The 13,869-nt window shown below is 44.8% G+C and carries 13 protein-coding genes; 10 read left to right on the forward strand and 3 right to left on the reverse strand.

From position 1 onward, the window contains the following. Positions 1 to 9: 9 nt before the first annotated feature. Both BUE76_RS18505 and BUE76_RS18510 read right to left on the reverse strand, forming a co-directional pair. Positions 10 to 1,248, reverse strand: a complete 1,239-nt coding sequence (locus BUE76_RS18505) for a T9SS type A sorting domain-containing protein (protein WP_073045813.1) — start codon at positions 1,246 to 1,248, stop codon at positions 10 to 12. A gap of 79 nt (positions 1,249 to 1,327) precedes the next feature. Continuing rightward, positions 1,328 to 2,395 carry a collagen-like protein gene (locus BUE76_RS18510; RefSeq protein WP_073045810.1) on the reverse strand — a complete coding sequence of 356 codons (1,068 nt, stop codon included), beginning with the start codon at positions 2,393 to 2,395 and terminating at the stop codon, positions 1,328 to 1,330. 1,042 nt (positions 2,396 to 3,437) lie between these two features. On the opposite strand from BUE76_RS18510, the gene BUE76_RS18515 reads away from it, so the two are divergent. From BUE76_RS18515 to BUE76_RS18565, 10 genes are all read left to right on the forward strand, one after another. Continuing rightward, positions 3,438 to 6,002 carry a ligase-associated DNA damage response DEXH box helicase gene (locus tag BUE76_RS18515; protein ID WP_073045835.1) on the forward strand — a complete coding sequence of 855 codons (2,565 nt, stop codon included), beginning with the start codon at positions 3,438 to 3,440 and terminating at the stop codon, positions 6,000 to 6,002. A gap of 246 nt (positions 6,003 to 6,248) precedes the next feature. Continuing rightward, positions 6,249 to 6,872: a ligase-associated DNA damage response endonuclease PdeM gene (pdeM, locus tag BUE76_RS18520; RefSeq protein ID WP_245798402.1), complete on the forward strand. Its 624-nt coding sequence runs from the start codon at positions 6,249 to 6,251 to the stop codon at positions 6,870 to 6,872. Continuing rightward, on the forward strand, positions 6,869 to 7,780 hold the full coding sequence (locus BUE76_RS18525; protein WP_073045804.1) for a histone deacetylase family protein: 912 nt from the start codon (positions 6,869 to 6,871) through the stop codon (positions 7,778 to 7,780). Before pdeM ends, BUE76_RS18525 begins: the two co-directional genes overlap by 4 nt. Positions 7,781 to 8,361: 581 nt before the next feature. Then, on the forward strand, positions 8,362 to 8,907 hold the full coding sequence (locus BUE76_RS18535) for a hypothetical protein (protein ID WP_073045799.1): 546 nt from the start codon (positions 8,362 to 8,364) through the stop codon (positions 8,905 to 8,907). Between the two features lie 181 nt (positions 8,908 to 9,088). After that, the gene (locus BUE76_RS18540; RefSeq protein ID WP_073045796.1) at positions 9,089 to 9,676 is read left to right on the forward strand and encodes a hypothetical protein; all 588 of its coding nucleotides are present in this window, start codon (positions 9,089 to 9,091) and stop codon (positions 9,674 to 9,676) included. Between the two features lie 186 nt (positions 9,677 to 9,862). Further along, positions 9,863 to 10,372, forward strand: coding sequence for a hypothetical protein (locus tag BUE76_RS18545; RefSeq protein WP_073045794.1), 510 nt, complete (start codon positions 9,863 to 9,865; stop codon positions 10,370 to 10,372). A 146-nt stretch (positions 10,373 to 10,518) separates the two neighbouring features. Further along, complete coding sequence (locus BUE76_RS24825; RefSeq protein WP_073045792.1) at positions 10,519 to 11,022, forward strand: hypothetical protein; 504 nt, start codon at positions 10,519 to 10,521, stop codon at positions 11,020 to 11,022. 164 nt (positions 11,023 to 11,186) lie between these two features. Beyond that, on the forward strand, positions 11,187 to 11,759 hold the full coding sequence (locus BUE76_RS18555) for a hypothetical protein (protein WP_073045789.1): 573 nt from the start codon (positions 11,187 to 11,189) through the stop codon (positions 11,757 to 11,759). 213 nt (positions 11,760 to 11,972) lie between these two features. Beyond that, positions 11,973 to 12,299: an HNH endonuclease gene (locus BUE76_RS18560; RefSeq protein ID WP_073045787.1), complete on the forward strand. Its 327-nt coding sequence runs from the start codon at positions 11,973 to 11,975 to the stop codon at positions 12,297 to 12,299. 6 nt (positions 12,300 to 12,305) lie between these two features. After that, a complete protein-coding gene (locus BUE76_RS18565; RefSeq protein ID WP_073045784.1) occupies positions 12,306 to 12,908 on the forward strand; it encodes a hypothetical protein in 603 nt (200 codons plus the stop codon). A gap of 284 nt (positions 12,909 to 13,192) precedes the next feature. On the opposite strand, the gene BUE76_RS18570 is transcribed toward BUE76_RS18565, so the two are convergent. Beyond that, entirely contained in the window at positions 13,193 to 13,555 is a 363-nt protein-coding gene (locus BUE76_RS18570; RefSeq protein WP_073045781.1) for a hypothetical protein, read from the reverse strand. Positions 13,556 to 13,869 lie beyond the last annotated feature (314 nt).

The raw sequence follows: 13,869 nt of genomic DNA on the forward strand, positions 1-13,869 counted from the left end.
TATCTGTTATCAATTAGCCTGTTTGATCAATTTGATCTGTGCTCGGCCCGGGCCCTGCACCATCTCAACAACATACAATCCTGGTACATACTTGTCTCCAATATGCATCACTTGTTGCGCAGAGAGGTTTGTATACACCTCCATTACCTTACCATTCATATCAAGTACCCGCACCATGATCTTATCACGGGCATTATCACTTTGCAATTGAATATTGAAGTTTGTTGCAGAAGGATTGGGGTAAGCAACCATTTCAAACCGACCCTTTACAGCAACACGGGTGTTCGATTCCGCTTTTGTAATTGTAGGGGAAACTGCGGCAGGTGCCAAACTACATGCACCCAGTCGGGAACCCGTTTGCAAGGCACTGGCCACGGCGGTAGACAACACACAATTGTTTTGGAAGGTTCCTCCAATCTTTTGGCAGATGACAACCTTTGGCGCTTGTTTGGTTCCACAAATTACATCCAGCTCATTGATGGTCTTAGATGCTGTGGCAGTGCAACCATTGGCAACTACCGTTACAGTATAGGTATCGGCTGTTGTAACTGTTAGCTGTGCGCCTACTCCTACCTGTTTCCCTTTACTATTACGCCAGATAAAAGCAGGGTTTACCGCACCATTTGGATTTGCCTTGAGGGTGATGGATGAGGCCGGCGCCCATCCTGGATACAGTGTATTGGGCTGCACCCCTGTGTTATAGGCAAAAGCATCTGGGATTGATGGCTTACGAATGGTGAGGTTCACTTCGTTGGCTACGCCAAGAAAAAAAGGCAGCGAACTCCGCACCCGTACACGGTAACCGGTACCAGCAGCAACCGTTGCGGGCACAACACCATTGATCACGCCGTTGGTATTGCCGGTAGCTGTACCCAACACTATTGGGTTGGCAAAGTTGCCATCAGCATCCGACAGTTCGGCGGTAAACTGATTTGCGGGATCAAAGACACCGGAAACAGTATACGGAATACTTACCTGGCAGGTTCCCCAATCGGGCATATTAACCACGCCAGTCCATACCTGCAATTCGGGTTGCTGAAAGCCCTGCGTCAGGAAGGCCTTACTATCGGCACCGGTACTGACAAAGGTTTGTCCTAATACCCAGTCCAGCTGCACCCCACCGGAAGAGGCTGAGCCCCCGCCGGATGAAATTGCACCAGGGCTAAGCGTTGGACTTGTTACTTGTGCATTTACATTGATTGCAAGCAATAAACCTGCAATAAATTTATAAAAGTGATTCTTGAACATATGTTCTTAGTTAGTTGTGAAATATGCTGATAAAAGGCAATTAGAGCCTGCAATCTTTAATACAGGCCCTAATCTTTCTTTACCTGTTTGCCATCACTATATAATCCAATGTATAATTACCAATGCTGATGGTCTGATTCTTACCATCAACAACGCTAATTGTGAACCCGGTTGTTGATTTATTAGAAACAATAAATAATGGGGGCGTTGCGCTATTAGTGGTGGGTGCACTTGTCAAAGTAAGCGTTACCCGATAGTTAGCCGAAGAGAAAAATCCACTGGTATTAATTGTAGCACTAGAGGATCCTGCGGCGACAGTTACGGACCCTGCCCTCCACTCTGCGGTTTGGGGAAACGTGAAATTCAAAACTGCCGCTGCTGAAGATCCGCCATTTGATACACTTGGATTACTACCAGGAGCGCTAACTGTGGTTGTGCCTACAGTAACAGTTGCTGCTGCACCGGTAGCACCGGGATCACCCTTAGGACCAGCAGGACCAGCAGGACCTTGAGGACCAGCAGGGCCTTGAGCACCAGCAGGACCTTGAGCACCAGCAGGACCTTGAGCACCATCTTTACCATCAGCTCCAGCAGGGCCTTGAGCACCAGCAGGGCCTTGAGCACCATCTTTACCATCAGCTCCGGCAGGACCTTGAGGACCAGTTGCACCAGTTGGACCCTGGGGGCCAGCAGGACCGGTAGCACCCGCTGGACCCTGAGGGCCAACAGGACCGGGAGTGCCTGACTTCTCAGCATATAATGCATAAGGCACGCTCATCATTTGCGTATTCGACATCAGCAGGTAGGTGGTACCACCTGCCGGGTCAAATTCAACTTTCAGAAACCTGGCTCCTGTACCCCATTCAATAGTTGAAAATGTGCCGGACAGCGCAGTGCCCTGGCCAACGGACAGATTGAACAATCCAAAACGGTTTGTAACAACAGCATGGCGTTCTGAATAGAGCACGGTACCAGTAGCGCTTCCGTTAAGAATGGATAATCTGACGGAAACAGCTTTGTTCGAAATCAAATTTCCACTGGCATCCCTGGCTACTGCCTGGTAAGGAATGCCTTGTGGCGTTTGTGCATAAACGCCGCAGCAAAACATAACCCCGGCCAGCAAGGAAAAAAGTAATCGTTTTGTCATGGTTTGTAGTTTAGGTCTATTTGTAAAATCAGAAAACGCATCCCAGTCTGCAGGACGGAAAACCTAGGGCAAAACGATTCCTTTCAACGCTTGGGTTGGGCAACAACACTGTTGTGCGATACCTGTAGTAAGGTGTCGCATCAGGCATGAAACAGCCTGCTTAAAGCATTAAAAGGGATGTATTGCAGCGGATCGCTTGCAGGGAAGTTTCAAGGGATAGGATTAAAACAGCAGCAACCAGGCTTGGTATGTTGCTTGGTCAAAATAGCTTGGGGAAGGTGCCGATCAGGGCAACACTTCCAGAACCTATTCAAACCAGTTAACATTGGTACTTTGACTTCCTGAAAAAAGTAGCGGAACATCCCGTTACCCTGCCAGGAAAAACCAGGTAAAGCAATCAGGTACAGTCCAACCTTTTTTTAATGAGGCTCCTGCTTGATGGTAAATTCTAAAAGAAATTAGGAGTTGCAGGTTATTTAAACAACCATACAATAGGTTTTCACGGGTATTTGAAGGGTCCCAGTAGGGGTAAATGGGTAAGGAGTGATAAGCAAATCTATACTGCTGCGTTTCATAAACTCCTTTTAGCCACATCATTTTTACATAATTTATTAGCACATGTTTTTGGTATTTAAAATCACTTTTTTAAACCAGATGGTTTTTTATAATTGATTACCAAAGTAGAATAACTACTACACAAATGCTTCAAGCTGAGTATCTTATATAATCAAACCATTTTGTCTCCACTAACATTTTGTATGGGTTATTGCCCCCTGTTACATCGGTATTTCGTAGCTACCTGACTATCCAGAAAAAAGCTTGTTTTGTCAAACCGCAAGTACAAATGCCACATTCCCAATAGCCACAGTTGAACGGAAGCATTTTTGCAACACTTCTTTGCCCTTGCCTGTTATTGGAACAATCAAATAGGATAACCTGCACCAACAGTGATACTTTCAAATGGGAAAATCGGCACGTCAAAATGCCCGGTCAGCGATACCTTCGGCTGAAATGTTCCTGTGGTGCACTCAAGCTTGAACCATTGAATCAAACACCTGGATATAAAATCATTGCAGCCTGGCTTGCCGCCAAAGACTTCCGCCCCTTTCCATTTCAGGAGCAAACCTGGCAACATATACTGGAAGGCCGCAGCGGCCTGGTAAATGCGCCTACGGGTATGGGTAAGACCTATTCGGTTTTCCTGGGCGCACTTATCCAGTTTATCAATGCCCATCCAACCAACTACCAGCGCAAAGAAAAAAACGGGCTCCAGCTCATTTGGATCACCCCCCTGCGTGCACTGGCCAAGGACATAGGGCGGGCCATGGAAGAGGTAATTGCGGAACTGGGTATGCAATGGAAGGTAGGCATCCGCAACGGCGACACCTCTACATCCGACCGGCAAAAGCAAAAACGACAGGTCCCCGAAGTGCTCATCATCACGCCGGAAAGCCTGCAGTTGATGCTGGCATCGAAAGGGTATGCTGAAATCTTTAAAACCTTGCGCATCCTTGCCGTAGACGAATGGCACGAACTTATTGGCAGCAAGCGGGGCGTACAGGTGGAACTGGCCATCAGCAGGATTTTAAGCCTTGCTCCTTCCATAGATAATCCAGGGGCAAAACAGCCCCCTGAACCGGATGAAAAGACCGTTCTCCACGAGGTTTCACACGCCTTCCCTCAAGGGAAAAGATCTTTGTCTATCTGGGGTATTTCAGCAACCATTGGCAACCTCGACGAAGCCATGGAAGTGCTGCTGCGCCCCCTGCAAGGCACGCCAACAGCCATCGTGCGGGCACAGGCAAACAAGCAACTGGAAATAGCTTCCATCATCCCCGACGAGATGGAGAAATACCCTTGGGCCGGGCACCTGGGTATCAAACTGGCCAGGGAAGTGCTGCCCATCATTTACAGCAGCCGCACCACCCTCATCTTTATCAATACAAGGGCAATGAGCGAGATCTGGTACCAGACCCTGCTCAATATAGCCCCCGACCTGGCAGGCGCCATCGCCCTGCACCATGGTTCTATTGAACATGAGTTGCGCAACTGGGTGGAAGAAGCCCTTCATGAAGGCAAGCTAAAGGCGGTGGTTGCTACCGCTTCCCTTGACCTGGGTGTGGACTTCCGCCCTGTTGAGACGGTGATACAGGTAGGCTCGCCCAAGGGTGTTGCCCGCTTTCTGCAACGTGCCGGCCGCAGCGGCCATAGCCCCGATGCCGTGAGCCGTATTTATTTTTTACCCACCCATTCGCTGGAGCTGGTAGAGGCCGCCGCGCTGAAAGCTGCGGCAGCAGAAAGCGCCATCGAAAGCCGCGATCCACTGGTGCTTTGCTACGATGTGCTGGTACAATACCTCTGTACCCTTGCGGTGTCAGATGGCTTCCTGCCCGATGTAATTTTCAAGGAAATAAAAACCACCTATTGTTTTAGCGAGATCACCCGGGAAGAATTTGACGAACTGCTGCTTTTTATTACTTCTGGCGGCAACGCACTGAACCAGTACGACGAGTACCACAAGGTGGTGGTGGAAAATGGCATCTATAAGATTACCAGTCGCCGGGTGGCCATGCGCCACCGCATGCATATTGGCACCATTGTATCCGATGCCATGCTGCGGGTAAAAATGCTTAATGGCAGCTTTGTGGGTACCATCGAGGAATATTTTGTTTCCAAGCTGGAACCAGGCGATGTGTTCACTTTCGCCGGCAGGCAACTGGAACTGGTGCACATCAAGGACATGACGGTAATGGTGCGGAAATCGAACGCCAAAAAAGGCATTGTTGCCAGTTTCCTTGGTGGCCGCCTGCCCCTTTCGGCAAGGCTGGGCGCACTGTTGCGGGCCAAGCTGGATGAAGCGGCCGAGCAGGTTAGCGAAGGCATCCTATCGGAAGATCGCGAACTGCAGGCGCTCTTCCCGCTTTTTGAACTGCAGCACCGCCTGTCGCATGTGCCCCGCAGCAACGAACTGCTGATCGAACAAATTGAAACAAGGGACGGCTTTCATCTCTTTGTTTATCCTTTCGAGGGCCGCATGGTGCACGAAGCCATGGCTGCCGTGCTGGCTTACCGAATATCGCGCACTACACCCATTACCTTTTCCATCGCCATGAACGATTATGGCTTTGAGCTGCTGAGCGACCAGCCCATTCCGGTAGATGACAGCAATGTACAGGAACTGTTTTCGCTGGACAACCTGATGACCGATATACAAGCCAGCGTGAATGCTACGGAGATGGCTAAACGAAAATTCAGGGACATCGCCGTTATTGGCGGTTTGATCTTCCAGGGCATGCCCGGGGAAAAGAAAAAAGCCAGGCACCTGCAGGCTTCGGCGGGGCTGCTGTTCAACGTGTTCAACGAATACGAACCCAGCAACGTTTTGCTGCGGCAGGCCTACCAGGAAGTGTTTGACCAGCAGATGGAAGAAGTGCGCCTGCGCAATATGCTGGAACGCATCCAACGATCCAAAATCGTACTCACTTTTCCTGACCGGCTTACCCCGCTGTGTTTTCCCATCAAAGTGGACAGCATGCGGGAAAATGTATCTTCGGAAAAGCTGGAAGACCGGGTAAAAAAGATGCAGCAGCAGTTGGAAAAGCTATAGCATAAACGAGCCCCCATTAATGGGGTTTGTTCCCGTAAAAAGCTGGTATTGCTGCCAGGTATTAACCGGTATAATCCGCACATAAGCCGCACATAAGCCGCGTTTATCCCGGGTATAATCCGTAGTACTCCCCAGGTAGCCTTATACCAGGCACCAGTAACCCAGCATACTGTTAATACCTGCCAACCCTGACCTGTGCGGGTTAACTTTGCAGCGCATATGTCCCACCCTGTTTTACATAAGGTTTTGAACCAGCATTTCTGGCTTCATCCGCACCGTGCCCTGTACTGGGAAGAACAAAAATCCCTTGTGCTTTCAGACCTTCATTTCGGCAAAACGGGTCATTTTCGAAAAGCCGGCATTGCGGTGCCGCAGTCGGTGTACAAAGAAGACCTGCAGCGGCTCGTTGGCCTGATCCAGCACTTTAAACCCATGCAGGTAATTGCAGTAGGCGATCTTTTTCACAGCCATGCCAACCTGGAACTGGAGCTGTTTAAACGCTGGCGTCTGGACTTTGAGCACCTGCCCTTCCACCTGGTATTGGGCAACCACGATATCCTGCATGAAAAGATCTACCACGATATGCAGCTAACGCTTTGGCAGGATCAATTGCATATAGGCCCTTTCAGTTTTGTACATGAAGAGCCGGCAACACACCCCGGTGGTTTTACTTTTAGCGGCCACTTACATCCCGGCATCCGGCTCCAGGGCCTGGGCAAACAAAGCCTGCGCCTCCCCTGCTTTTACTTTACCCAAACCACCTGTATTCTTCCGGCCTTTAGTAAGTTTACCGGCCTGGCAATAGTGCAACCCGATGCCTGCGACAAGGTATTTGCCATTGCAGAAAACAGCGTACTGCCCATCCAATGAAAAAGCTGCACATCGCCTTCGACCCTATTTACGCCCACCCGCTGCCGGAAGGCCATCGTTTTCCTATGCTGAAGTACGAGCTGATTCCGGCTCAGTTGCTCTACGAAGGAAGCATTTGCCCCGATAACCTTTTTGCACCGCAACCCTGCCCGGAGGAGGTGTTGCTCTGGACGCATGATATGGCCTACGTGGACAAATTGAAAAACCAAACCCTATCCGCCAAAGAGCAAAGGCATATTGGCTTTCCGCAATCACCGGCATTAACGCAACGCGAGTTCATCATCACGCAGGGTACCATCGATTGTTGCCATCATGCTTTTGAAAACGGCGTGGCGTTGAACGTTGCCGGCGGAACGCACCATGCTTTTGCAGAAAGAGGAGAAGGCTTTTGCCTGCTCAACGATTTTGGGGTTGCAGCCAATTACCTGCTGCGCAAAGAGCTGGCAAAACAACTGCTGGTGGTTGACCTTGATGTGCACCAGGGTAATGGCACCGCCAAACTGTTTGAAGAGGAACCAAGGGTATTCACCTTCAGCATGCACGGCAAGAACAACTATCCTTTTCACAAGGAAAAAAGCGACCTGGACGTGGAGCTTCCCGACGGCATTGATGATACGGCTTACCTTAATTTACTTTACCACTATTTACCGAACCTGCTGGATACGGTCAGGCCTGATCTTGTGTTCTTTCTTTCCGGTGTGGACATACTGAGTACTGATAAATTCGGCAAACTGAAAGTGAGCATGGATGGCTGCCGCAGAAGAGATGAATTTGTATTGGAACAATTGCACCAGCGCGGGCTTCCCTGCGTAATATCAATGGGCGGCGGCTACTCGCCCGAGGTAAGAACAATTGTGGATGCGCATTGCCAAACCTTCAGGGCTGCGCAGCGTATTTATGGGTTGTAAGCTATGTATCAAGCAAGTGAGGTAGGTTATACGCAATGCTTCGGTACAGATAGGTTCTGCCTTGTTGAAATCAGTCCCGAATTACTGTTGCCTATACCTCGCTGTATTTCCAAAAGAAATAATGAAACAAGTTCGGCATGACCGCATCCGAGGTCACTGTCATGCCGATGTATATCGGCATCTCCTGCATTCTTCGGAGTACCTGCATAAGGAAGGGGATGCCGAAACAAGTTCATCCTTATTCTTAAAATATTGATATTTAACACCTTATGATAGATAAAAAATGAAGGGGACTCTTGAGGGGATACTTTATGTACTTCAAAATGGAAGGTCAAGAACGTCGAAGTAAACTTTGATGTTACATTTTCTCAATCCTGCCTTTATAGCTTTATAGTAAATCCTTTTTGCAGAACCGGGAGCCCTGTAAATAAGATTTCCCTTATAATACTCGACATTGAGCTTTACAAGCTCAGGCAAAAGCAAATACGCTTCCTTCCAAGATACTAATCCAAAATTATACTCATCATTAATATATTTGAGTTGAACTTCTTGCTTCATTTGATATTGAAAACTAATGTATTTTGGAGCAAGTGGTTGCGTATATTAACGTGTTAGCGGATAACCCAATTCATAATCTACATAAGTTGAAAATATTCAATATTGCCGCATATTTAATAAGTCTTGTGTGTGTATTGTTAGTTTATTTATGTGCGACTGGCATATGGAACATTTTGGGCAATAACTTACAAACGTTTGCCCTTTATACAGGTCTTTTGATTCCATTGTTTCTCTTATTTCTCGGGTACACATTATTACGGGACACATGGATTTATATGATGTGGTTATTGCTTGGAGCTTTTATGTTATGGCTTTATTGGATCTTAAAAGATAAGCCAGCACTTCAAATGCCAAGAACGTCTTCAATTGTAAGTTTTAAATCGCTGCTTGTATTTTTACTTGTCTTCAAAGTTGGAACCTTTTTCGTTAAAAAACTTTCAGGTCAAGAATATGTTACTCCATCTAAAGGACCTGGCAATGACATTTTTGAAGATAGGCATCCAAGATTTGTAGATTTTATCTTTTTTGCCCTATTCTTTTTCACAATTATTTTAGCTCAGGATCTTTAAAATAATCCGCTAACGTAGGCTTACTGCCATACAGGCTTTAACTTACAAATCAACTTAACCAATACTATTTTGCTTCAGAATAAAAGTTAAGCTGCATTATCACAGACTACCTGTACAGCAGTAAGCCCTTTACCGTTATAGGCAAGCCTTAATCGTGCAGTGTTCCTAATTCAAGAGACAAATGACGGCGACCCAATATTACTTTCCATACTTTTTTCAATTAGACACTTTCAATAAAGAACTCGCATCTTTTGGCCTGTTATCATCTGTTACTTATGACGAGAAAGCACAAATGCTGGAAAGTCTTTTGCTAAAGAAACAAACATCCAAAGACCCATTATTGTCAATTCCCTTCGGTGCGACAATCATGCTGGAAAGGAATAAGCTGTTCTACTGGAAAACAGACACAAACCTGATTGACATCGTTCAAGTTGACCTTTTCAGCTTGAATGAAGAGCCGGAATTGCTGAATGCTAAAATAGACCTCTCACATCTTCAACTTGGGAAAAACCATGTCAAAAGCTACCTGGATGTTGGCCTTCTTGTCACTTATGTAAGAAAAGAGAACCTAACTTACAATAAAGACTACTTTGAAAACTTCGTCATTGTAATCATAGAACAAGAACAAATCAATCTGATACCGTTTGACTGGTTCAACAAGACCGGTGGAGACTATGGCTATGTTTGGCCTGCTTTAGCAAGATTGGACACTGGAAAACTCTATGGGCAAGGAATGCGAATGGCAAACTTTACCGTGGACCTGGACTAGGCCTGCCTATAACAGGCGCTTGCCAATATACCGGCTGACAACTAAATGCTGAACAAATGAACATTGTTCAACTTTATCAATAAATTTAGGCTGATGGAATGCTAATGCCGGCACATCGGCAAGCGCTAATCCGTTAGCAGCAATGGATTTTCGTACATTGAATATAGTATCATTTAAAAAGCACCAATGAGACTTACGTTCAGATACATTATACTCCTGACCATGCTTCTTTGTAAAGGAGCTTACGCTGCAGCTCAAGGTGAGTTCTCTCCAAGTAGGAATGACACAACATATACCTTGGCTGGGGATACATTGTTCACCAATCAGGATTTTAGAGTTTTCATAGGACAGCCAATCATTATCGGCAAGGCATCTGGAGAACGAGGTTGGTACAACACTATTAGCTTCAAAAGTGGTGCAAGCTGGCCACTGGTTTTAATGAAGGAAGCTGAATTAAGGCAGGATCAAGAATATCAGCTTGATCCATCGGTTAGGGAAAAGGACAAAGTCCGGGATTATCTCTCATCAGGAGATACCTTGATAGTCACAAAGATCAAAAGATTAGGGAGTAAACGTTTTGGGAATTACTGGTATATGGTTAACATGGGACATAAGAAAGGCTTGTTCTCGCTGAACTTCAAGTGTGACCTAATCAATGCAGTTAGATTTGGAGAAGTTACACTGCCAAAATGGTGAGTCACTCTGTTTCCAATGCTGCTAACATGTGCTTAGCAAAAAAGCGGCTGAAGTGCTATTTTGAGCGGTAAATCACTATTCCGCTTCTGTGGGTGGGCTAAGCTGACAGAATACAGAATTCCGCTTCTTCGCCAACCCCCTAACCGTTGTACGCCACTGATGACCAATACATGCGAGTAACCACAATAATCATATTTCTTATTTCAAACTTGTCATGCTTTGGACAGACTAAGTACCCTGATCATTACAAGACGGACTTATTTGATGGAGTACTGTTTGCCAAGTCAGACAATGTGTATGTAAAAGCCAGTAGTGCAAATCCAACAAGAAAGGAAGTCTATGCGGCTGAGCGCCTTTTAGCAGACAAGATTGACTCTGTTCTAAAAGACTTCAATAAGACTTCTAAGGTACCCGTCGAAATCAGGAAGAAGTATACTGGCTACAAAAGGCAGTACTTCGCTTATATAACCAACATAGGTCAGAAGGTTATAATTCTCTCCTTTTACTACTCGCCTGGTGTATTGCTTAAAAACAAGAGGTCAATGACTCCGAGAGTAGCAGATGATGGCTGGGACAATAATTGGAGAATCAGTTTCAATACAGTAACTCGCCAATTCTTTGACTTTCAGGTCAATTCTCTTGGAGGATGAAGCAAGGCGTACAACATGGGATTGGCAAAAGCAGGGCTGATGAATAAGGGCTGAACTGAGTATCTTTATTGAATAAAAGAATACGGACTGAGGCGACAGGAACCAGAACTCCCTGCCTTCGCCAACCCCCGAAACGTTAGCGGTAAGCATAAAGACCTTTTCTCATGGATATTATTTTAAAGAAAGCCAAGCAATTTACTGACCGTTATTTTCTGGGTGGAGTGTCGCACTATCAAGATATAATTGATGCTGCTAAAAATGATGTTTACGATATTGATAATCCTGCTGATAAGATTAAATATTTGAACTTCATACTTGACAGAAACAATAAAGATTATGCGGAACATAAACCTGTATGTCAAAATCCAGAGAACTGTAGCTACAACTATACTTATGAAACTATTGCATATTACCTCACACAAGAGCTGAATAGACTTGGTGTGCATTTCAACGATGACACCTTCACAGAAGAAGAAAAAGAGCAGGCGGAAAGCAAGTTGGACAAAATATTAAAAGACCTCAATGAACTTAAGCTTGGACAACAAGTGATTTATGAAGACTTATCAAAAGAGATAAATGAACTTAGAGATTTGTACTTTTTAGGAAAGAAAAAGTGGTATCAGCTTTTTATTGGTAAAAGTGTAGATATGGTTGCAAGTGGAGTTGTAAGCGAATCTATTTCTAAGCAAATAATTGAAGAAGTGAAGAAAAGTTTGCCAGCACTTATTGGGCTATAAAGCCTACCGCTAACAACAGTTTTGCTATAGGCTGGCAGACGGAAGAGCAATCGGCGGCAAACCAATGTTCACCAGCAGGACGTTATCTAATCAACTTTAATTCTTATTTTAATCATCAGTAATTCTATTCGGCTTATGCATCGGCTGACGAGTCACAGAAGTCCAGCCCATCGCAAAGCTGATAACCGTTAGCGGTCATGCTACAAACTCACCATGCTGATAAATTCTAACTATCCCATTGATCAAGAAGCACTGCGAAATTTAGAAAACCTGACAAGGGAATACGATATTATAGTTTCAACTGAAATTGACTACAATAAATCTCATATCAAAAATTATTTAAGCGACACAGTTCGTAAAAAATGTCGCTTTTGTAAAAGCAAGTTTCCAGATGTGAAATTCAAATCAGTTGCTCATGCTATTCCCGAGTATACTGGAAATAAAAGTCTAATTGCAACATTTGAGTGTGATAACTGCAATCAATATTTCAGCAAACTTGAAAGTGAATTTGCAAACTTTATGCTTCCGTACAATGCATGAGGAGGCGTGAAAAAGAAAGGGAACAAATCTTCAAAGTACAAACAAGATATTGTTATATATCACCCGAAAGAGAACAGTATTCATATTGACAATTTTCCCACAGAACTTCATCCAGATGCTAAAGAGATTGACTTAAAACTAAACATTCCTAGTTACATACCTGATTTTCTTTACCGAAGCCTGGTAAAGATTGGATTAACATTGATTCCAGAAAATACTATTGAAAGCTTTCAAGAAACATTAGCATGGCTTATGGACACTTCAAGCGAAACGATATTTCCAGCAAGCATGTTTTTTTCAATATTTCCTTTTAGCAATCCGTCTGACAAAATTCGGTGCGTTGTTTTTTCAAGAAGAGAGTCGGTTCAAAGAGAGATTCCAAGGACTCTGCTAGTATTAAGCTACCAAAACTTTTCTTTTCAGACATTTTTTCCGGTATCGTTTTCAGAGAATAAAGGCATCCTTACGCCTTTTCCTGTAGCTATTCCGACACCTCTTGATCTAAATCTAAATTTAGCTAAACAAGTAGTACATAAATCGGTTGACTTGAGTAAAAGAGACAGGATAAAGGGTGAGAAAGTGGAATTGATTATTAAATCATCAGACTAAAGTACGAACCGCTAACAGGGGTTTGCCAATATACCGGCTGAAAAACATGCGCTAAACAAATGAGCTTAATTCATCTTTATCAATAAATTTAGGCTAACAGAATGCTAATGCCGGTACATCGGCAAGCCCTGAACCATTAGTCAAGCTTGCCTTTCTACAACAAAGCGGGTTTTCACATTTCTTCATTTTACGCTTTACCTACCTCCCCTGTTTTGTTCCAATTTGCCATGTTGCCTTCCTGGTAGCGGACGTCAACCTTTCAATACTTTTTGGGGTTAAAACATCTATCCAGCACTAGGTTTAAATGTCGGAATCGTTGCACAATAATTAAAATCATTATTAAAGGTCTGCTCCCTTGGGGTCGCAACCTTGAAGGTGGTTTTATCAAAGGTGTTTTTCAAAGGATATTGGAATACCTGAGATGCGCTAAAGGTATTATCAAAGGTGAATTTTTGGGTTAGTAGGTCCAGGTGGGCAAGAACCTCAAAAGGCAAGAACCTAGGAATGAGGTTCCTAGGATTGAAGCGCTTATAGAATTGCGGCCTCTTTTCTCTTAAGCATTGAAGTACTTGTAGGCTAGATGCGAGTGCCTCATAAAGCCGGAAAGCTTCTAAGGTATCTTCTGCTGCTTTTAGGTCTGTAAGCAAAAGAAAGTTTAGGTATATGGATAGTTTTTAGCCTTATAATAGCAGAGTTTGGGGGATTGCAGAGGGGATGAAACAAGCTTATCTTAGCTCATCGATAAAAATCAAATTTTCTCCTGTAACCCGCTACTGTACTGATTTGCAGGAGAAAAGTGAAGAAATATATGTAAAAAGGAGTAAGCTTATCGGAACTCCCGAAACAAGTTCGGCATGACAGATCCCGGCCACTACCAACTTCCCTTCGTACCTTAACAGATTCAATCACCAATCACCAATCACCAATCACCAATCACCAATCACCAATCACCAATCACCAA

It is taken from the genome of Cnuella takakiae (assembly GCF_001953305.1).
Lineage (GTDB): Bacteria > Bacteroidota > Bacteroidia > Chitinophagales > Chitinophagaceae > Flavisolibacter > Flavisolibacter takakiae.